Below are 20,699 nucleotides of genomic sequence, written 5' to 3'. Positions count from 1 at the left end.
TCATGTGATGTGGGATATGTCGATCCCACGCTTGCCGACGATGAAAGACCACGTCGTTTTGTAGCAGAGGTTTCGTGGTCACGTTGAATACGAGGAAGCGAAATGAGCAACTTCGAAGGAAAGGACTCGGCCCTTATGACCGAGCACTGCTGGAACGATCTGAATGCTCTGCCAGTCGCTCGAACCGAGGCGTTGCCGACTACCGTTCCGATACCCGTCGAACCAGCCGTTGACGGGCACGTGCATCTGATCGGACCTGTCGCCGGCGACGCGCACGCGGTGGTCTCCGCGAACCACGAAGGGATGCGGCTATTGCTCCGGCCGTTTTCTTGCCGACTTCTTGCATCGGTCGTCGAACAGGGGCCGCCGCCGTATGAGATGTTCGTCGAAGGATGGTTGTCGACTAGTGGCACGACAGAGCATTCGTGTACGCAGGCCGTACAGATACATTTCCGGTTCGGTGAAAGGATAGTGCATACTCAGCGAGATTCTACGTCTGAGGAGGCGGGAATCCCTGAGCGGATCCACGGGTCGGCCACCTTTCTAAAGTCGAATCTGGAGCATGTCGTCACAGTCGCGGATGTCGCGCGCACTGTTGCGATGAGTGAGCGCAATTTTCTACGGCGCTTCCGCCAGGAGTTCGGCATAACGCCATCGGAGTACCTGCTGCAAACCCGCTTGCAAAAGAGCTGTCAATTGCTTCTTGAAAGCGAACTCCCCGTCGACAAAATTGCGCGGCGTTGTGGAATGACAAGCGGCACCCGCCTCGCCAAGATATTTCGGAAGCGCTTTGGGATGTCGCCTACCGAATACCGATTCCAGAACGGAAAGCACTCGCGTGCACTCACCGAGGCCTGAAACAAACCTGGCAGGCGTCCGTCTGATTGTTCTTGCCGAACCCGGCCCAGAGCAGCGGCGAGTATCTGTCGATTGCCGCCTGGATCGGCGCATGATGTCCGTACGCGAACGCTGATACTGTCAACAGCGATCCCGCCACGAATGGACGCAGGCGGGTTGGCAATAGCGGCAGATTCTGTCGCATGAGCATTACTGTCACGAGCAGCCCGAGCGTCCAGCCTGCGATCACCTCCGACACCGAATGCGCCTCGTCGAACACACGTGAGACCCCGATCAGCGTGGCAATGGCGACTCCCGTACCCAACGCGGCGCTGCGCCTGTTGGCTCTGCCGTCGTGCAACGTGAGCAAAAACGACATCGGCCATACCGCTGAGGCCAGCATGGTATGCCCGCTAATCATGCGGAAGTTGATGAACTCGATCTGCATGCCAGAGCCGGCATAGAGAACTTTACTCAGGCCGACCAGCAACATTGCGCCGACAAGCAGAACCGACCACATCAAGGCCACCCGCGACCCCGTTAGCGAACGGGTAAGCCAGGCGACGCAGACGACAGCCAGGGGGAGTGTCAAGGCCGCGTCACCGAGATTGCTAATAGCCAGCCACATTCGTCAATCCCCAGTTTAGAACGGCCTAAGCGTATTCCAAGCATGGGCATAAACATTTCGTTTTGCAAATGAATTAATTGATATGGGTGGGATGACAGTTGAGAGACACGGCGGATCGGAATCATACGGATTGTTCATTCCTCTGTCTTTAGCGCCGTGTCGTTGCCGCCTGTATGCAAACGAATCAGACAACGTCGGGCACGATTCGGCCAATGAATATTGAACCGTAGTCAGTCAAGTATGATGCACTGCATATAAACGCATAACTGAACCGGACGGGGACTCAAGGTCGTCTCGTTCGTGAAGCGGTTCCCATCACGTTAAAGGCACGTTTTTTCAGGTTATGTCGCTCATGTAATCCATTGCTAATCTCGGCCGGTAATTCACGTAGGAGCCCAAACATGATCATGCGTGACGAAAAGAGAAGAGATAAACGTGAAGGCCGCCCCGGCGCTGGCGAGATTGACGCGTTGCTGCCGTCCGGCATTGCCGATATGGTGCCGGTGATACTTGCTGGCGGAGCGGGAACTCGCTTGTGGTCGATGTCGAGAGAGCAGTACCCTAAGCAGCTGACCGGGCTGCTCGGGCACAACTCGCTATTGCAGGCGACCGTTGCGCGCACGCAGAACCTTGCCGGTCCCTGGCGACTCGCTCCCGTTCCGGTCGTGGTATGCGGTGACGAGCATCGGTTCATTACCGAAGAACAGATCCGTGCCGCAGGTGTTCATTCATCGATCGTAGTCGAGCCGGCGCGGCGCGACACGGCGCCCGCACTGACCCTTGCCGCAGCGGCACTCTCGCGCGACGGCACCGATCCGATCATCGTTGCTATGCCGGTCGACGATGCGATTGCCGACGTCGACGCCTTCCAGCAAGCGATCCAGATTGCCGCGCGTTATGCAGCCGACGGCGCGATCGTGACCTTGGGCGTGCCGCCCACACGCGCGGAGACGGGTTTCGGCTATATACGGTTCGGTGCTTCGCTTGCGGGCACCGCACGCGAAGTCGAGCGCTTCGTCGAGAAGCCGGCCGCCGAGTTGGCCGTGAATTACGTGCAGTCAGGTGGCTATTGGTGGAATAGCGGCATTTTCGTCATGCGTGCGAGAGTGTGGCTCGAGGCGGTCAATCGACTTCAGCCTGCGATGTACCGTGCGTGCGTAGATGCCGTCGAAAACGGAATGAGCGACGCGCCGTACTTCTACGTCAGCCCGCAACATTTCATCAGGTCGCCGCCTGCTTCGATTGATCGTCTCGTAATGGAACGGATCGGCATCGACGATTCAATGCCGCCCGGGGTGGCTGTGCTGCTTGATGCAGGCTGGGCCGATCTGGGCACGTCTTGCGTGCCGGACGATGGTTTCGACAGGATTGGGCAGCACACCGCCATGCAAGACGGTGGCAACGTAGCAGCGATCAACGATGTGCGGAACATGAAGGTAGCCATCGTCCACGATTGGCTGGTGACTGCCGGTGGCGCCGAGAAGGTGCTGCAGCAGATCATCCGTTGCTTCCCGGCTGCAGATCTTTTCAGCCTCGTAGATTTTCTCGAAGATCGCGATGCAGTGTGTGGCAAGGCCGTGACAACATCGTTCATCCAGAAACTACCGTTCGCCCGGCGCAAGTATCGCGCGTATCTTCCGCTGATGCCGCTTGCGATCGAGCAATTCGACCTGTCCGATTACGACCTTGTGATCACGAGTTCGTATGCCGTAGCAAAAGGGGTGCTCGTAGGCCCCGACCAAACTCACGTCAGTTATGTGCATTCACCCATGCGGTACGCGTGGGATCTGCAGCATCAGTACCTTCGGGAATCGCATCTGACGCGCGGGCCGAAGTCTTGGGCGGCGCGTGCATTACTGCACTACATGCGAAGCTGGGACGCGCGCTCGGCCAATGGTGTCGATAGCCTCATCGCGAATTCAGATTTCGTCGCGCGACGGATGATGAAAACGTATCGACGCGAAGCGACGGTGATCGCCCCACCTGTCGACGTCGAGCACTTTGAAGTATGCAGTCAGAAGGACGATTTCTATTTGACTGCGTCGCGTCTGGTTCCATACAAGCGCGTCGACCTGATCGTCGAAGCTTTTTCGTCAACCCCGGAGCGGCGTCTCGTCGTGATTGGCGATGGGCCGGAAATGGACAAGATCCGCGCGCAAGCGGGCCCGAACGTAACGATGCTCGGATACCAGGCGTTCGCGGTCTTGAAGGACCATATGCAGCGCGCGAAGGCGTTCGTGTTTGCGGCCGAAGAAGACTTCGGCATCGTGGTCGTCGAGGCTCAGGCTTGCGGTACGCCCGTCATTGCATATGGCAAAGGCGGTGCATTGGAAACCGTTACACCCATCGGCAAACCGCATCCGACAGGGGTGCATTTTTTTCGGCAGAGCACGGCGTCGCTGCTCGAAGCCGTGGAGTGTTTCGAACGCCAGGGGCAGCAGATCAGTGTCGCCGCTTGCCGTGCAAATGCGGAGCGCTTTTCGGTTGCGGCATTCAAACGCGCATTCATGCAGGAGGTGCGCACGACGATCGCGGCGAGTCGCGGACGCCCGCAACGCATCGGTTCGTTACGCGAGTTCGATCTCGTATGGTCGGGCAGCCCGACGCATCGCATTCTGCAAAACAGTTGAGGTGGCCGGCTGCGGGCGCGCATGCCCCGCCCCCCGTCGGCAAAGCGAGAGGAAGCTGCCCAACGCTGTAGACCGTGCATCGCTAACCTGCCGGGAAAGACCGGCAAAGGAGAGGAAATTGACGAATGCATTTGTTACGGGCATTACCGGACAGGACGGCGCGTATCTCGCTCAACTGCTGCTCGAACGCGGCTACGAGGTGTTCGGCACCTATCGTAGCAGGAGCACGTCGAATTTCTGGCGCATGGAAGAACTTGGCGTGCTAGGGCATCCGAATCTTCATCTTGTCGAATGCGACCTGACGGATCTTGGTGCGACGATACGCCTGATCGAAAGAACGAAACCGCGCGAGATCTATAACCTCGCCGCGCAGAGCTATGTTGGCGCTTCGTTCGAACAGCCCGTTACAACCTCCAAGGTCACGGGTGCGGGTGCTCTTCATCTTCTCGAATCGATCCGGACACTGGACTCATCCATTCGCTACTATCAGGCGTCCACATCCGAGATGTTCGGCAAAGCCGGGGCGGCGCCCCAAAACGAAGACACGCCGTTTTATCCGCGCAGTCCGTACGGCGTTGCAAAGCTTTACGCGCACTGGCTCACGATCAATTACCGGGAGTCGTACAACATTTTTGCGTCGCCCGGAATCCTCTTCAATCACGAATCTCCGCTGCGCGGACGGGAATTCGTCACGCGCAAGATCACCGACGCAGTGGCGAAGATCAAGCTCGGAAAGCAGGACGTGCTCGAACTCGGCAATCTCGATGTGAAACGCGATTGGGGCTTCGCGAAGGAGTACGTGCATGGCATGTGGCGCATGCTGCAGGTTGACGAGCCGGAGACTTTCGTGCTGGCGACCAATCGAACGGAGACTGTGCGCCGCTTCGTCACGATGGCGTTCAAGGCGGCGGGAACGCAGATAGAGTGGCGCGGTCGCGGCGCACAGGAAGAAGGCATCGATATTTCCAACGGCATGGTGAGAGTGCGCGTCAATCCGAAATTCTATCGTCCCGCCGAGGCGGAACTGCTGGTCGGCGATCCGGGAAAAGCAAGGGAAAAACTCGGGTGGGAGTGCAAGACCACGCTTGAAGACCTTTGCAAGATGATGGTCGAGGCGGACCTCGTGCGCAACGAGAAGGGCAGTTCGTTCTGAGTGTATCGATCGTGGACGAACAAACGGGCAACCTCGTTCGAAAGGAGTGCGAACTTGATCGCAAGGAACATTGAGATGAAGGGCGAGCCGGGCCGCGGGGACGAAGATGCGTTCGTTGCGGCTGACCTGGGACGGCTGATCGTCGATAACATCTGGGTCGTGACCTCGATCGCCGCGCTGGTGTTCGTGGCGTCTCTTCTGAACGCGTACTTCGCTACCCCGATGTATGACGCCAACGCGGTACTGCGCGTCGATCTGCCGAACCCGAATGGACTTGGCATTGCCCTGCAGGCGCCACAGGTCGCTCAGCCGGTCCCACTCAAGCTGCCGACCGACGTCGAAATCGAAATGGTCCAGAGCCGGAACGTATTGCTGCCGGTCATCGAACAATTCAGATTGAACATTTCCGTCACGCCGCGCAGCGTGCCCTTACTCGCGGAAGTTACCGGCTTGTTCTCGACGCGTGGCGTGCCCATGCCGCCCGTTCTCGGCCTCCGTTCATTTGCGTGGGGCGGTGAGGACGTCCATCTGAGCGCGCTGCGAGTACCACGCGAACTGGAGAATGAGCCGCTCAGGATGCTGGTGCTGGAAGGAGGGCGATACCGGCTCGATGACCCGAACGGCCGCCCGGTTCTCGCGGGTACGGTGGGCGCACCCGCTACGGGCGACGGCGTGTCGATCACGGTGGACCGCATGGCGGCTCGGCCGGGCACGCGTTTTACAGTCGTGCGGTATAGCGATGTCGACGCGATCGCGCGGTTGCATCGGCAATTGCAGGTGATGGAGCTGGGCAAGGACACGGGTGTCATCCAGATCCTCTACGAAAGCAGCGATCCGCTGCTCGCGATGCACGTCACCGATGCGATTGCGAAAACCTACGTCGCCGCGCACATCGCACAACGGCGCGAAGAAGCTAGCGAGACGCTGGCGTTCGTCGATGGTGAACTGCCGCGCTTGCGCGATGAACTCAGGCAGGCAGAAGTGCGGCTGAGTGACTATCAGACGGCCGTTGGGTCAATCAAACCTGACCCCGAGAGCACGATGTATTTGCAGGGTAGTCTTGACTTCGCACGCGAGATTGCCAATGTAAGACTGCAACGCACGCGGCTTCTCGAGCAGTTCACACCCGACAGCGCTCAGGTGCGCACAGCCGACAATCAGCTCAAGCAGTTGATCAGCGAAAAGGAAGCGTTCGAAGCGCGCTTTAGCACGTTGCCGCTGGCAGTGCGGACGACGGCCGACCTGACGCGCGACGTCAAGGCGGCCAACGATATCTACCTGGCGATGCTCAACAAGTCGCACGAACTGGATGTAACGCGTGCAGGAACACTGGGCAATGTGCATATCGTCGACACGGCGCTGTGGCCGTCGAGACCTGTCAAGCCGAAGCGCCTGCTGATCGTGGCGTCGGGTGCCGGAGCGGGTGTGATCCTCGGCGTGTTGTTTGTATTCGTGCGGCAGCAGTATTTCAACGGAGTACGCGAGCCGCTTTCGGTCGAACGGCGTTTGCGCCTGCCGGTTTTTGGTGCAATCCGCTTCAGCAACGAACAGGCGCGGCTCGATTATGGCGCAGAGCGCATTGCGTCGCCTGAGACGCTTGCGGGCGACAAGCTGGGTGGGGAGCCGCATACGCGCGATCACGCCGGCGCAATCGACGCTGGCCTAAGCGAGCCAGAAGGGCTTCGTGAGCCGGGAGTCGCTGCGCATTTTCATCGTGCGTCACACGAAGCATCGAACCACGCCAGAACACCATCGTTGGCGAGAAAGCGGCATGCGACAGGGGCTCCTTTGGCCCTGTATCGGCCCGCGGACCTGGCGATGGAGCAGTTGCGCGACGTGCGAACCGCATTGGAATGCGCAGTCGCCGTGGCGCCGAACAAGATCCTGCTCGTGACGGGCGCGACGCCCGGCACCGGCAAGAGCTTTGTTTCAGCGAACCTTGCTGTGCTTGCCAGCGAGACGGGCAAACGGGTCTTGCTGATCGACGCCGACATGCGTCGCGGCGTGCTTGCGTCGCACTTCGGGCTTCCCGCGTCGAATGGTCTCGCAGAGTTGTTGGCGGGACACATCATGCCGTTGCACGCGATCCAGCCGACCTGCATCGACGGCATGTCGTTGCTGGCGACAGGTCTGTATCCGCCAAATCCATCAGCGCTATTGGCGACGCAACGCATGCGGAACCTGCTTCAGGTCGTCAGCGAGCAATTCGATCTTGTTATCGTCGACACCCCGCCCGTTCTCGCCGTAACGGACGCAAACATCCTTGCCGCGCATGCGGGCGCCACATTGCTGGTGCTGCGCCCGAATGTGCAGACCCAGTCCGAACTGGAAGAGACCTTGAGGCGCCTCGACCGCGCCGGCGCCAATCTCATCGGCGCTGTGTTCAACGCGATGCCGCAGCGGCGCAGCGAAAAGCGGTGGCATGCATATGCGAGCGCTTACACCGCGAATGCAAACCAGATGCAACGTAATGCATAGCTCCGACGCGATGGTCGCATCGCTTCCAGCAGATCACGGCAGAGAGGGAAATCATGCTCGATACGCCACATAGAACTGATCCCGGCGCACTTTCTACGGCGGCGGGGAATGTCGGCTCCGACCGTTCCGGAAAAGGAACGTCGACTGAACGCGACGCGCCGCATGAAGACTTCGTCATCAACGGCAAGTTCATGAGCCAACGCATGACGGGTGTACAGCGCTGCGCTTACGAATTCGCCACCGCGCTACAACGTGCAGAGTCGGAACACAGGCGATTTGCAGTGATCGTGCCCGCCGATGCCAAAACAACGGCCGCGCCGTTCAAGACGCGAACAGCATTTTCGTGGCTCAAAGGCTCGCTTTGGGAACAGCTGGCATTGCCGTTCGCGTCAGGCCGCCAGATCCTGCTGAGTCTCTGCAATGTCGGGCCTCTCATCAAGCGGCGGCACGTCGTGATGATCTATGACATGGCCGTGTTCGACGCACCATCCGGATATTCGAGGAAGTTTCGGTGGTGGTACACGTTCGTGTTCTTCTCATTGAAACTGAACGCCCGGCATATCGTGACGGTGTCGGAGTTCTCCAAATCAAGGATTCGTGCGGCGCTGGGGGTGCCGGATTCGAAGGTTTCCGTCGTCAAACTTGCCGCCGATCATTTCGGCCGTATAGAAAGCGACATGAGCGTCGTCGCGCGCCTCGATCTGAAGAAGGATCGCTATGGGCTGGCCGTAGGCAGCCTCGCGGGCGGGAAGAATCATGCGCGTCTGCTTGCCGCGATCGAGCGGCTCGAACTGCGCGACGACTTCAAGTTCGTGCTGGCAGGCGGAAATAACGCGCGCATCTTCGGCAACAGCGGAACGCGCGCCGCAGGCGAGGCGGAAAAGGTGGTCCGGGCAGGATACGTGTCCGATAACGAACTGAAGGCGCTGTATGAGAACGCGGCCTTCTTCGTGTTTCCCTCGCTATACGAGGGCTTCGGCCTTCCACCGTTGGAAGCGATGTATTGCGGTTGTCCCGTGATCGTGTCGCGCGAGGCTTCGCTGCCGGAGGTATGCGGTGATGCGGCGCTCTACTGCGACGCCTATTCCGTCGACGACATCGCGCAGAAGATGACGGCGATGATGAACGACACCCGCATGCGTGCGATGTATCGAACGCGCGGTCGCGAGCACGCGAAGCAATTTCAGTGGGCGAAGTCTGCCAGTCGTCTGCTGGACACGATCAGCCGCACGCGCTAATGCGCTTCGGCCAACGGCGCCCTGACGGAGATGTCGATGTACCCAAAGGCGATATCGATTCTGTTCTATATGTTCTTTACCTGCGTGATATTCAATCCGCAGATATCCGGCGTCACCGTCTATGTGTATGTCGTCATTCCGTTTCTGGATCCGGGATTCGCCCGCTTCATAGGCAGCACGTTTCGCCGATGGAGCGGACCGCTCGGCGTCGCGATGATCGTCAGTTTCATCGGCTCGCCGTCGGTGGCAGTCCGGGTGCTATCTATCGCCGTGTGCGTCGGTTATCTCCTGTATAGCTCCGATCGCGGTATGGATTACCTGCATCAATGGATGGCGATCAACGTGATCTTCGCTCTGGCGCAGTTCGTCCTTTACTACGTCGATCAGGGTCTGTCGATACAGCTTGGACCGAAGAACCTGTCGAAACTGCTATGGGGCGAGTATGCGACGGAGACCAACACCAACTTCTATGAAATCTTCTATTTTTCGCGCGTGTCCGGATTCTCCCGTGAAGCAGGGTTCTTTTCATCTTTGCTAGTGGGATCGTTCGTCGCGGACATCATCAGAGGGACGACGAGCCGCAAAATGATCGCGCTTTACTGCATCGGCTTGTTCATCAGTTTTTCGAAGTCCTCGTTTGTGTTTCTGATCTTCGCCGCGCTGTACCCGCTGCGTGAACGCATACGGACGATCCATCCGCTCATTGTTCTGCTCGCATACACGGGAGTCTTCACGCTGATAGGCGCATATCTGGCGCATTTCAATTTCTTCGATTCGGACACGTTCGGGCATCGGCTCGGCGGCTACGCTTTCCTGTTCGATGCGAACCTGGAAGACGTCGTTCACGGCATCAACGCGGGCGACCTGATCGCGCACTACCGGTACTTGCCGTACGTGCATCTCATCGAGCGGGACGTGCAGGGCGCCGGGGTGACATTCGCCGGGTTGCCGGCGAACGTTGCCGAAATGGGGTTGTTCAGTGCGTTGATCCTGTTTGGCGTCGTCGCGCTGACTGCAAGCGACGGGTTCGTCATGCTGCTGTTTCTTCTGCTGACCGCGACGGTGAGCATCACGACAGTGACTTCGTTCGTGCCGCTCGCTTACCTGACCATCTACTGGCCGCGGTTTGCTGCATATAGCGCGCGGTATCTGCAGGGAGTGAAGCGCCGGCCCGCGTGGAAGTCATTCGCGTCAGTGCCTTTTTCGATCGCTCGCAAGAGCATGCCATGACGGAACCGCAAGGAGGCTTCATGTCCGCAGGTCGTGTTCTCAGCTGTTTGACGACGCCGACGCGTGTACTGCTGCTTTTGGCAGTCGCGATGGGGTGTGCAGGCATGCCCGCTGCCCGGAGCGCGGAGGCGACGCTCGGTGTGAACAATCCCGCGGGCTCGCTGATCGCGCACGGCGCAGGGAATATGAAGATCGAGTTCGGTGTACCGCCCCAGGAGCAAACGGGCAGCGCAACGCTTCGGACATCGCTCCTGAGCTATGACGCCGATGGCGCGGTGATGAGCGATCCCATTGCTTCCTACCGGCAGGCGATTACGCTGACGCGCGAAGGCGTCAACACGACGGTCAGCATTGCGCTCCCGCGCGCGGGCCTGTTTCTGGTCGACGCCACCCTGCTCTCCGCCGACGGCAAAACAGTAGCGACGAAGCGCATCAATGTCGCGGCCATTCCGTCACGCGGACGCTCGCCCTTTCCCGATTTCGGTGTGGTCACGCATTTTGCACAAGGAAAAGGATCACCGGAAGTGGTGTTGCCGCTCGTCAAAACGGCTGGCTTTTCGTGGATACGCGACGAGCTCTATTGGGATCACATCGAACAGAAGCCGGGCCTATTCGTTTTTCCGCGAGACTATGAGGACTATCTGAATCACGCGTCGAAGCTCGGAATCTCGCCGCTGATCGTGCTGGCCTATGGCAATGCGAAAGCCTATCCGGCGCTTTTCGGTGGGGACCAGAGCTTTCCGAGGACGCCGGAAGCGCGGCGGTTCTTCGTTCGTTACGTCGACGAGGTGGTCCGCCACTATGGCGCGACGGTCAAGCATTGGGAAGTGTGGAACGAGCCCGCGTTCGCACAGATCGGCTATCCCGACTATGTGGCGTTGCTGAAAACCGTCTACGTGCAGATCAAGGAGCGCAGCCCGCAGGCCACGGTGGTTTCGTGCGGTGGAGGTGGCGCTGGCGGCGGCCCGGGTGGCGACTGTCTTGTGGAGATGAAGAAGAGCGGCGCGCTCGACTACCAGGATGCGTTTAGCGTCCATCCATATATGTCGCCGCACACGCCGGAAAAGGGTTATCCGACTGCGGGTGCCGCGATTGGGTCCGTCAGCATTCCGACGGCATGGCCTTATCTCGGTCAGCTGGCCGAACAGAATCCGCGAACGGACGGAAAGCGCATTCAGCTCTGGGTGACCGAATTGGGTTGGCCATCGAGCCCCGAGTCGGCCGGACTGGATCAGACGTCGCAGGCGGCATATCTGGTCAGAAGCTATCTGCTGTCGAGAAGGTATAGCACCGCCAAGGTCATGTTCTGGTATGACTTCGTCGACGACGGCATCGATCCTTCGAACAAAGAGGACAACTTCGGCTTGCTCAGGAAGGATCTCTCGCCAAAGCCCGCTTACGTCGCGTCGGCCGTGCTCGCGGCTACGCTCGGAAACAGGAAATGGCACACGGCACTGGTCGACGACGACGTGAAGGTGTTTCAGTACGGCAATTCGGAGCCCGTCATCGTCGGATGGACAACGGAGCGCGCCGCTCGCGTGGTGTCGGTTCAGGTGCCGGCGGGCAAGTACGTGCAACGCGACTGGCAAGGCGCCGAGTCTCCCGTGACGGCGGCCGCGTCTGGGCTGAAGTGGCGGCTTGGGCCGCTGCCGTCCTACCTGGTGCCAGAGGCCGTCGTGCGTTGATCGAATGTCGGATATTGGGAGCTCCCATGTCGTCGGTGAAGAAGAACGCCGCTTTTCTGTTGCTGGTGCAGATATCGACATACGTGGTGCCGATATTGATCGTGCCCTGGCAGACGCGTGTGCTGACCGCGGAAGGGTTCGGCCGTCTCAGTGTGGCAATGGCGATCATCATGTACTTCGTCAATTTCGCGCAGTACGGGTTCGATCTGACGGTCACACCACAGATTTCGGTTCATCGCGATAGCCGCGACAAGTGCACTGAACTCTTCTGGACCACGCTGACCGCGCAAATCCTGATCGCGATCGCGGGATTCATCGCACTGATGGCGCTGACATTCATTGTCGGACGTCTCGCGGATGACCGGAAACTGCTGGCGATCGGCTATGGTACGGCGCTTGGCGCCAGCTTGTGCCCAGGCTGGTACATGCAGGGTATGGAGAAGCTCAAGCTGCTGAGCATGGTGACCTTCACGGGACGCGTACTCAGTCTGCCCGCGATGCTCCTGCTCGTTCGAACGAAGTCGGATATTTACTGGGCGATGGGCATCAATAGCGCGGTGACCTTTGGGGCGAGCCTGGTCATCCTCGGGTATGTGCTTTTGCGCGGGGAGGTCGGGCGGTTCCGCACGTCGATCGCCGACATCGTTGCCGCACTACGCGCGGGATGGCAAGTGTTCGTTGCCGTGTTTTCGGTGAATTTTTACGCATACACGAACACCGTGGTGCTGGGCTTCGTCGCCGGCAATGTCGAAGCGGGTTACTTCGCCGCAGCGGACAAGCTGGTGAAGGCAGGCATCGGCATGATCACGCCGCTGTCCAATGCCGCGTATCCCCGCATGAGCTATCTGATGCATCACGCGAGAGACGATGCGATGGCCCTGCTCCGCAAGCTGCTGGCGGCGCAGGGCACCATCATGCTCGCCGTCTCGCTGACCATTTTCGTCAGTGCGCCCTATGCGGTGAAAGTGCTGTACGGCGCGCATTTCCTCCCCACTACCGACGTATTGCGCTGGATGGCCTTTCTGCCGCTCATGGCAGGACTGGCCAACATATTTGGCGTGCAGGCCATGCTGCCGCTCGGCATGAAAAATCAGTTCAGCCGGATCCTGTTGTCGTCGGGCGCATTGAACGTCGTGCTGATTTACGTCCTTGCGACGTGGTTCGCTGCCGCTGGCGCTGCGGCAGCGGTGCTCATCACGCAAACGGCAGTGGTCGTAGCAATGGCCTACACGTTGTATTCGAAGGGCGTCGTGCAGGCGTTCGACACTCGATGACGCGTGGTCTATCCCCCTGAAGGATCGAACATCAGGGATCACGGTTGGAACCTTAAGGAGCGGTGCAAGAATGAAAGTGCTCATTACCGGTGGTGCCGGCTTTATCGGTTCGAATCTCGCCCGAAAGCTGGTGAGTCAAAACGTGACGGTCACGGTGCTCGACAATCTGTCGCCGCAGATTCACGGCGACGATCCCTACAACAAATCGGCTTTGTTTCTGTCGGTGAAGGATCAGGTGCGCTTCATCGAGGGCTCAGTGCTGGACCGTGAAACACTGGAGCGATCGATGCGGGGGCAAGACGCAATCGTGCACCTCGCAGCAGAGACGGGCACGGGCCAGTCGATGTATGAGGTCGACCGCTATATCAAGGTCAACGTGCGCGGCACTGCGCTGATGCTCGACGTGCTCGTGAAGAATACCGGACACACGGTCAGGAAGGTCGTGGTCGCTTCGTCGCGTGCGATTTACGGCGAAGGGAAGTATCGCTCGCCCGCGGACGGAATCGTCTATCCGGGCGCGCGTGAGGAAAATGAAATGCGTGCCGGGCATTTCGATTTCATGTGCCCGCGTACGGGCGAAAAAATGGAGTGTCTGCCCACCGACGAGGATTCGCGGATCAATCCATCTTCCGTGTACGGCATCACCAAGTACAACCAGGAGCAGATGGTGATGACCGTATGCCGGTCGCTGGGCATAGCGGGCTGCGCACTTCGCTACCAGAACGTCTACGGTCCCGGGCAATCGTTGTCGAATCCGTACACGGGAATCCTGTCGATCTTCTCGACGCGGATCAAAAATGAAAACCCGATCAACGTATTCGAAGACGGAAAGGAAAGCCGCGATTTCGTCTATATCGACGACGTGTGCGACGCCACGATGGCCGCCCTTCTGAGTCCCACTGCGGACAATGAAATCTTCGGCATCGGCTCAGGCGAGCGTACCGAGGTGCTGGGCGTGGCGACGAAACTGCGCGATCTGTATGGCAGTCGTGTTCCGATCAACGTGACAGGCGCATTCCGCCTGGGCGACATCCGTCACAACTATGCGGACCTCACGCGAGCGCGCGAGCGGCTCGGATTTCAGCCGAAGGTCTCTTTCGACGAAGGCATCGCGCGTTTTGCGGCATGGGTCGAAAGACAGGATGTCGCGCCTGACACCTACGACAAGAGCGTCACCGAGATGAAGTCGCGAGGACTCTACCAAAGCTGACGGAAAGATCCCAAGGAGTAGCGAAATGACTTTCGACCGTTCAAGACCGCTGATCGGCGTCGTCACCGTTCTATACCGGTCCGACGATGTGCTCGACGACTTCTTCGCGTCTCTCGGCTTGCAGCAGGACGTGAATCTCAAGCTGTACGTAATCGACAACAGCGCGACGGACAGCGGCAGCGTATTGGCGCGCAAGCTGGCGGACCAGGTGGGAATCGATACGCGCGTCATCTTCAACAACGCCAATCTGGGTGTCGCGCGCGGCAACAACCAGGGAATCGAGCTCGCGCTCGCGGACGGTTGCGAGTATGTGCTGCTAGCCAATAACGATGTCGAATTCAGGGGCGTGCGAACCATCGCAGAACTCGTCGATCGCAATGGTAAAGGCGACATACTGGCGACGTGTCCAAAGATTTTCTATCACGGCACGAAACGCATATGGTGTGCGGGAGGGGGCATTTCGAAGATGAAGGCCGTCGTGAAGCACGTCGGCGACGGTGTCGAGGATCGCGGCCAGTTCAATCAGGAAATCGTCACAGAGTACGCTCCGACATGCTTCACGTTGCTGCACAAGAGCGTGTTTTCGCGTGTTGGCGTGATGGACGAGCAGTACTTCGTGTATTACGACGACGTTGATTTCGTATGGCGCATGAACAAAGCGGGCATCCGGCTGCTTTACGTTCCGTCGTCGGAAGTGGCGCATAAGGTCAGCTTTTCGACGGGTGGCGGCGAAAGTCCATTCACGCTGTTCTATGTCACGCGTAACCGGATTTATTTCAGCCGAAAGAGTCTGGGCAGGTTTTCATCCGCCGTCGCCATCGGCTATTCGCTTCTCGCCATGCTCTACAAATACCCGCGCTTTACGGTGGCAGGTCGCAAAAGCGTATTGCGCGGTATCGCGTCAGGATTCCGTCTGGGGCTCGCCGTCTCGCGCACGGCGCCGTCCGGCTATATGAAGAGCCCGGCGCGGAAAGAAGGAATATGACGTGCATCGCGCATGCGCGCCGTCAACCACTGTAACCAGGCTACATGCACTTGAGGAGGCGGTCATGGCTCGTAAAGGAATCATCCTCGCTGGCGGGTCGGGTACGCGTCTGTATCCGGTCACGCATTCGGTTTCGAAGCAGCTACTTCCCGTCTACGACAAGCCGATGATTTACTACCCGCTTTGCACGCTGATGGTAGCGGGCATACGCGATGTGCTCGTCATATCGACGGTGGAAGATACACCGCGGTTTCAGGCGCTTCTCGGCGACGGCAGCAAGTGGGGCATCAATCTGCAATATGCGCTGCAGCCATCGCCGGACGGACTGGCCCAGGCGTTCATCATCGGCCGCTCGTTCGTCGGAAACGACAACTCTGCACTGGTTCTTGGGGACAATATCTTTTACGGGCACGAACTGGTGAAGCAGCTGGCGCACGCAAACGACCGCGACGACGGTGCGACGGTATTTGCCTATCATGTGAACGATCCGGAACGGTATGGCGTTGTCGAATTCGACCCGGAATTCAAGGCGCTTTCAATCGAAGAGAAGCCGGCGAAGCCGCGTTCGAGCTACGCCGTTACCGGGCTCTACTTCTACGACCGACAGGTCTGCGACATTGCGGCGGACATCAAGCCTTCGGCACGCGGCGAGCTCGAAATCACGGACGTCAACGTACATTATCTGCGGCGTCAGCAATTGCATGTCGAGATCATGGGACGGGGTTACGCGTGGCTGGATACGGGCACCCATGACTCGTTGATCGACGCGTCCACCTTTATCGCAACGCTTCAGAAGCGGCAGGGCATGATGGTCGCTTGCCCGGAAGAAATCGCGTTTCGCATGCAATGGATCGACGGCGACCAGTTGCAGGCCCTCGCCCGACCGCTGTCGAAGTCGGCTTACGGCCGGTACCTGACGGACATTGCGCAGGACCGGGTCGCATGGCCGACCAGGGAGGCCACTGTAGAGGCAGAACCTCAACATATTGGTAGCGGCCGCATTCGGCGCGTTTCTTAAGGCAAGAGCTGATTGCCGGACCTGCATTTTCCAATGAGGGCGACCATGATTCTGGTAACGGGTGGAGCGGGCTTCATCGGGGCGAACTTTGTCATCGACTGGTTGAACAGAGTGGATGAAACGGTTGTGAATGTCGACAAGCTGACTTACGCAGGCAACCTCGGTACGCTTGAATCTCTGCGCGGCGACCCGAGTCACATCTTCGTGCGCGAGGACATCTGCGACAGCAGGGCGATGGATTACCTACTCGATCAATATCAGCCGCGGGCAATCCTCCATTTCGCGGCAGAGAGCCATGTCGACCGGTCGATTCACGGCCCTGGCGAATTCATGCACACCAATGTGGTCGGCACCTTCACGCTGCTCGAAGCGGCGCATCGCTATTGGCAGGCATTGCCGTCCGCCGCGCGGGACGAGTTTCGCTTCCTGCATGTATCGACAGATGAAGTATTCGGCTCGTTGTCGATGCACGCGCCGCCTTTTTCGGAGCGCAGTCCTTATGCACCAAACAGCCCCTATTCCGCATCCAAGGCGAGTTCCGACCACCTGGTGCGCGCGTGGCATCACACGTATGGCTTGCCGACCCTGACGACACACTGCTCGAACAACTATGGTCCCTACCAGTTCCCTGAGAAGCTGATTCCGTTGACGATAACCCGTGCGCTGGCCGGCAAGCCGCTCCCGCTCTACGGCGACGGGTTGAACGTGAGGGACTGGCTGTATGTCGGGGACCACTGCAACGCAATCCGCGCTGTGCTTGCGAAAGGCCGGCCCGGGGACACGTACAACATCGGCGGGTGGAACGAGGTGGCGAACATCGACGTCGTGCATGCGTTGTGCCGGCTGCTCGACGAACGGCTGCCGAAAGCATCGGGTTCGTACCTCGACCAGATCAAGGCAGTCGCCGATCGCCCGGGGCACGACCGCCGATACGCGATCGATGCCGGCAAGCTGGAGCGCGAGCTTGGCTGGACGCCGGAAGAGACGTTCGAAACCGGGCTACGAAGGACGGTCGACTGGTATCTCGCTCACCAGCGCTGGGTCAGCGATGTGACGTCGGGCGCCTACCTTAAGCTGGCGGGCGCGGATGATCTGATAGACGCGTGAGAGACCGATCGCGGCGCCGCATTCACCGGCGAAATCCCGCCGACTCGCGTCTCGTGAAGATAACCGACCAGCCGGCAAGCCGCCGGCGTATCTGGTCGTACAGCTCGGGACCGACCGTTTTCCGCAGCAGATATCTGCCCACGGCTCTCCGGTTTCCTATCGCGAGCAGTCCTGCCAGTTCGAGCAACCCGAGGCGGACCTGTGGGTAGTCCACGAAGACGGAGCGTATCCTGAACTTCTGAACAGGCGCCGACGCGTAATGCTTGGCCGCAAACAGCTGCGCGGCGCGCCGCAGTGCCGCTTCGGAACGGTCGGAAATCCGCTCGTGCTGGTGTGTCGCGTCGATCACATAAGTGCATGCACGGATGCCGACGAATTCTCCATAGCGATACGCCATCCTCAGCCACAAGTCCCAGTCTTGCCAGACCTGCATCGAGCGGTCGAAAAGCCCGGCGGCGATGAACCTCTCGCGTATCGAAAATACCTGCGTACCGACGGCGCACGCAGCCGCGAGGTCGCGCGGATGAGCGCATGCGCGGTCGAAGAGCGTCCTCTCCATTGCGCGGCCGATCCAGCGGGACGAATCGAAGAGCCCGGCGATATGATCCGTTCGGCCGTGTGTAGAAAGCTCTCTCCACCGCTGCACGAAACATTCGATCCGTTGCGGAAGGAAGTAATCGTCGTCATCCAGGCCGGTGAGAAACTCGCCTGTCGTCATTGAGATCGCAGCGTTTCTCGCTGCACACGCGCCTTCGCTTACCGGCAGGAAGACGGCCACGCATTTTCCCGACGCGGCAAGTTCGTCAAGGTATTCGCGCGTGCCATCCGTTGAGCCGTCGTCGGCGACGACGAGTTCTATACGAGGATAGGTCTGCTGCAAGACCGATGCGACCGCTCTTTGCAGAAGCGGCAGCCGGTTTTTCGTTGGAATATAGACGCTTACCAATGGATAGGTGTTTCCCTCGTCGCTCACTTGCGTCGCCTCCGAAGCTTCGCGCCGGTACGTGCGGCTTCCTGTGATTCGACACTACGCAACGGCAGCGCCGCCGGTCCGACAAGGTCTAGACGTTTGACGTCACCGTCCGGTTTGTCAGCCAACCGCGTCCATCAGTGCGGCCACGCCTCCATTGGCTGAGCCTTGCGGCGGCAAGACGGCGGGCGAGCGTCCACTGCATCAAACGTTCCCACACAATCGCCAGCGGCCGCGAATTGCTCTGTTGTTCAGAACCCCACACCGACGCCGACGCCCACTCCGCCGCCGAAGCTGCCGCCTCCCACACCGACGCCAACGCTTGGACCGGGCGTGTAATAGCCCGGACCACCATATGCAGGGTAGTTGCTATCGTAGGGCGGGGCCGAGGCGCATCCCGCGACGGCGGCCGCTAAAGCCAAGATGCCGAAAAGTCTGACCATGTTCATCTCCCATGCACGAGCTGGGCAGCAAGACCTGATCCTCGTTCGTCGAGCGTTGTTGCCGCAGAACTGGAGCCAATTGCGCATACTCACGTTCGCGCAGGGCGCGAGGGTCAATGTGGCGCCGCCTCAACTCATCGAAGAGCCACGCCCGGTCCGGCCAACTCAGGAGGGATCGCCGCCACCCGTCGTTGCCGATATGGCTGCCGCGGGATATCTGACCAGGCAGCAATCCGGGGACCGGTTTAAAGCATCCTGCGGGTGCGAACCACCTCGTCAAGCATAGCGCTCGCATGCGCACATCAATGAAGTACCACGCAGCGTTTCGAGACGCTAGAACCGATGCCGCAGGCCCACGGTGGCTTCAATCTGATTGGTCGTGGAAGACGGCGCAGTGACGCCGTTGATCCACGCGACGCCTAATGGTGAAGTGCCGCTCGGGCTCACGCGCTGCCAGGCGCTCTGAATATAGACATCGGTGCGTCGCGAGAATTGGTAGTCGGCCATCGCGCTGAGCTGGTTCCAATGGGGTAGGCCGCCTCCTCCGTTTCCGCTCGCGCGCGAGTAGGTGTATGCACCTGAGACTTCGACGGCAGGCGTCAGCGCATAGCGAATGTTTCCTTCGAAGTTCTGGAAAGTCCCGCTCAGCCCGCTCTGAAAGAATTGAGCGAGCTTGGTGTGCGAGTACACGAACCCGGCAACAGCCGGGCCGAAAGTGTAGTTCACGCCGGCGCCGAAAGTCTTCTGGCTGCTGGCGAGCACGCCTAAAGGCACACCCGTCGGTGCGAGCGGGCCCTGCAGGGACGCGCCGGTTGTATCGGTGACGGCACCATTCGTATTCAACGTCGCCGGGGTGCGCGCGGAACTGCTGAGCCCGAGATAACCAACGCCGAAATTGAAGCCGCCCCACATATAGGACATGCCGAAGCTATACGCGCGATTGTTTGTGAAGCCGCCCGCCTGATTGGAAAAGCCGTACAGCGCGCCGATTTTGAGTCCACCGAAATTCGGACTCAGGTACTTCACGGAGTTGTTGATCTGGAATGAATCGTTCAGGTTGTCGTTGTCCAAGGGATGCGCGAAATGCGTGCCACCGAACTCCGTTCCCGTCAACGAAAGCGGCGCGACGAAATCGACCATGCCTGTCCGTCTGCCGACCCAGCGTGAACGCGCCATAGTTGCGGCTCGACAGACCGACATAGGCCTGACGATTGAAGATCCGGTTGCTCGATGCAGACTGCCCGTTGTTCAGGTTGAAGCCGCTTTCCAACGTATAGATGGCCTTCAACCCGGCACCCAGATCTTCGGCCCCGCGAAGACCCCAGCGGCTGTACTGGACGGCGCCGCTCGTCATTTCCCAGTTGCTGTGTCCACTGCCCGTTCGGGCAATCTGATTGTTCGTATACGTGAGCCCCGTGTCGATCAGCCCGTAAAGGGTGATGCTGCTTTGCGCATGTGCAACGCCGGCAAGCGCGATCATCGTCGTCGCACCGCTTATAAGTAACTTGTTCATTCTTGCGCTCCGGCTCAGGACCGAGAGAAAGGACTTCTCTTGCAACGCTTGAACAACGATATGGGTGCCAATTGGGGGCAACGTGCGAATTACCCGCTACGAATTGGCGCGATGCTCTTTGTAGACTTTATGTGATCGTTGGCGGAACCGCCAGACAGCTGCGTGCGGAGCGACACGGATAGGGTCATGCCACGAACGATGCCAGATCATCCGTCGAGGCGTCATGCGTTACGTCGGTCCAGCGCGCTGGTTGACCGACAAGCGAAGTAAAAGAAGAACTGGAACGGCCGGGGCGATGCG

Annotated in this window: 14 protein-coding genes and 2 pseudogenes; 13 read left to right on the top strand and 3 right to left on the bottom strand. The window is 59.4% G+C overall.

Annotation, left to right across the window (positions count from 1 at the left end; translation table 11 throughout):
* Positions 1-102 precede the first annotated feature (102 nt).
* A complete protein-coding gene (locus BPHY_RS38920) occupies positions 103-858 on the top strand; it encodes a helix-turn-helix domain-containing protein (RefSeq protein WP_012405919.1) in 756 nt (251 codons plus the stop codon).
* Here the strand turns inward: BPHY_RS38920 and BPHY_RS33540 are convergent.
* Positions 845-1,465, bottom strand: a complete 621-nt coding sequence (locus tag BPHY_RS33540; RefSeq protein ID WP_012405918.1) for a phosphatase PAP2 family protein — start codon at positions 1,463-1,465, stop codon at positions 845-847. The genes BPHY_RS38920 and BPHY_RS33540 overlap by 14 nt on opposite strands.
* 401 nt (positions 1,466-1,866) lie before the next feature.
* Here BPHY_RS33540 and BPHY_RS43505 point away from each other — a divergent pair.
* From BPHY_RS43505 to rfbB, 12 genes and pseudogenes are all read left to right on the top strand, one after another.
* Positions 1,867-2,790, top strand: a pseudogene (locus BPHY_RS43505) (mannose-1-phosphate guanylyltransferase); the annotation flags it as partial.
* A gap of 105 nt (positions 2,791-2,895) precedes the next feature.
* Complete coding sequence (locus BPHY_RS43500; protein WP_167538904.1) at positions 2,896-4,095, top strand: glycosyltransferase family 4 protein; 1,200 nt, start codon at positions 2,896-2,898, stop codon at positions 4,093-4,095.
* Between the two features lie 118 nt (positions 4,096-4,213).
* On the top strand, positions 4,214-5,248 hold the full coding sequence (gmd, locus tag BPHY_RS33530) for a GDP-mannose 4,6-dehydratase (protein WP_012405916.1): 1,035 nt from the start codon (positions 4,214-4,216) through the stop codon (positions 5,246-5,248).
* A 54-nt stretch (positions 5,249-5,302) separates the two neighbouring features.
* Complete coding sequence (locus BPHY_RS33525) at positions 5,303-7,726, top strand: polysaccharide biosynthesis tyrosine autokinase (RefSeq protein WP_244257729.1); 2,424 nt, start codon at positions 5,303-5,305, stop codon at positions 7,724-7,726.
* 53 nt (positions 7,727-7,779) lie between these two features.
* Positions 7,780-8,964, top strand: coding sequence for a glycosyltransferase family 4 protein (locus BPHY_RS33520; RefSeq protein WP_012405914.1), 1,185 nt, complete (start codon positions 7,780-7,782; stop codon positions 8,962-8,964).
* A gap of 36 nt (positions 8,965-9,000) precedes the next feature.
* Positions 9,001-10,194 carry a hypothetical protein gene (locus BPHY_RS33515; protein WP_012405913.1) on the top strand — a complete coding sequence of 398 codons (1,194 nt, stop codon included), beginning with the start codon at positions 9,001-9,003 and terminating at the stop codon, positions 10,192-10,194.
* Between the two features lie 20 nt (positions 10,195-10,214).
* Positions 10,215-11,879, top strand: coding sequence for a glycoside hydrolase 5 family protein (locus BPHY_RS33510; protein WP_012405912.1), 1,665 nt, complete (start codon positions 10,215-10,217; stop codon positions 11,877-11,879).
* Positions 11,880-11,905: 26 nt separating this feature from the next.
* Positions 11,906-13,153, top strand: a complete 1,248-nt coding sequence (locus BPHY_RS33505; protein ID WP_012405911.1) for a flippase — start codon at positions 11,906-11,908, stop codon at positions 13,151-13,153.
* Between the two features lie 70 nt (positions 13,154-13,223).
* Positions 13,224-14,363, top strand: coding sequence for an NAD-dependent epimerase/dehydratase family protein (locus BPHY_RS33500; RefSeq protein WP_012405910.1), 1,140 nt, complete (start codon positions 13,224-13,226; stop codon positions 14,361-14,363).
* A 25-nt stretch (positions 14,364-14,388) separates the two neighbouring features.
* Positions 14,389-15,348 (top strand): glycosyltransferase family 2 protein, encoded by a 960-nt coding sequence (locus BPHY_RS33495; protein WP_012405909.1) that lies wholly within the window; start codon positions 14,389-14,391, stop codon positions 15,346-15,348.
* A 64-nt stretch (positions 15,349-15,412) separates the two neighbouring features.
* Positions 15,413-16,366: a glucose-1-phosphate thymidylyltransferase RfbA gene (rfbA, locus tag BPHY_RS33490; protein WP_012405908.1), complete on the top strand. Its 954-nt coding sequence runs from the start codon at positions 15,413-15,415 to the stop codon at positions 16,364-16,366.
* A gap of 45 nt (positions 16,367-16,411) precedes the next feature.
* A complete protein-coding gene (rfbB, locus tag BPHY_RS33485; RefSeq protein WP_012405907.1) occupies positions 16,412-17,473 on the top strand; it encodes a dTDP-glucose 4,6-dehydratase in 1,062 nt (353 codons plus the stop codon).
* A gap of 22 nt (positions 17,474-17,495) precedes the next feature.
* On the opposite strand, the gene BPHY_RS38915 is transcribed toward rfbB, so the two are convergent.
* Positions 17,496-18,446, bottom strand: a complete 951-nt coding sequence (locus BPHY_RS38915) for a glycosyltransferase (protein ID WP_012405906.1) — start codon at positions 18,444-18,446, stop codon at positions 17,496-17,498.
* Between the two features lie 773 nt (positions 18,447-19,219).
* Positions 19,220-20,399, bottom strand: a pseudogene (locus BPHY_RS33470) (porin).
* Positions 20,400-20,699: the final 300 nt, after the last annotated feature.

The sequence above is a fragment of the Paraburkholderia phymatum STM815 genome (genome assembly GCF_000020045.1).
Taxonomy (GTDB): domain Bacteria; phylum Pseudomonadota; class Gammaproteobacteria; order Burkholderiales; family Burkholderiaceae; genus Paraburkholderia; species Paraburkholderia phymatum.
Note: the sequence above shows the minus strand (reverse complement) of the source record. Positions and strands in the feature narration are given on the sequence as shown.

Excerpts from the sequence above, each read along its gene's own strand:
- BPHY_RS38920 (WP_012405919.1), top strand. The coding sequence starts at position 103 with ATGAGCAACTTCGAAGGAAAGGACTCGGCCCTTATGACCGAGCACTGC.
- BPHY_RS33540 (WP_012405918.1), bottom strand. The coding sequence starts at position 1,465 with ATGTGGCTGGCTATTAGCAATCTCGGTGACGCGGCCTTGACACTCCCC.
- BPHY_RS43500 (WP_167538904.1), top strand. The coding sequence starts at position 2,896 with ATGAAGGTAGCCATCGTCCACGATTGGCTGGTGACTGCCGGTGGCGCC.
- BPHY_RS33520 (WP_012405914.1), top strand. The coding sequence starts at position 7,780 with ATGCTCGATACGCCACATAGAACTGATCCCGGCGCACTTTCTACGGCG.
- BPHY_RS33515 (WP_012405913.1), top strand. The coding sequence starts at position 9,001 with ATGTACCCAAAGGCGATATCGATTCTGTTCTATATGTTCTTTACCTGC.
- BPHY_RS33510 (WP_012405912.1), top strand. The coding sequence starts at position 10,215 with ATGTCCGCAGGTCGTGTTCTCAGCTGTTTGACGACGCCGACGCGTGTA.
- BPHY_RS33505 (WP_012405911.1), top strand. The coding sequence starts at position 11,906 with ATGTCGTCGGTGAAGAAGAACGCCGCTTTTCTGTTGCTGGTGCAGATA.
- BPHY_RS33500 (WP_012405910.1), top strand. The coding sequence starts at position 13,224 with ATGAAAGTGCTCATTACCGGTGGTGCCGGCTTTATCGGTTCGAATCTC.
- BPHY_RS33495 (WP_012405909.1), top strand. The coding sequence starts at position 14,389 with ATGACTTTCGACCGTTCAAGACCGCTGATCGGCGTCGTCACCGTTCTA.
- rfbA (WP_012405908.1), top strand. The coding sequence starts at position 15,413 with ATGGCTCGTAAAGGAATCATCCTCGCTGGCGGGTCGGGTACGCGTCTG.
- rfbB (WP_012405907.1), top strand. The coding sequence starts at position 16,412 with ATGATTCTGGTAACGGGTGGAGCGGGCTTCATCGGGGCGAACTTTGTC.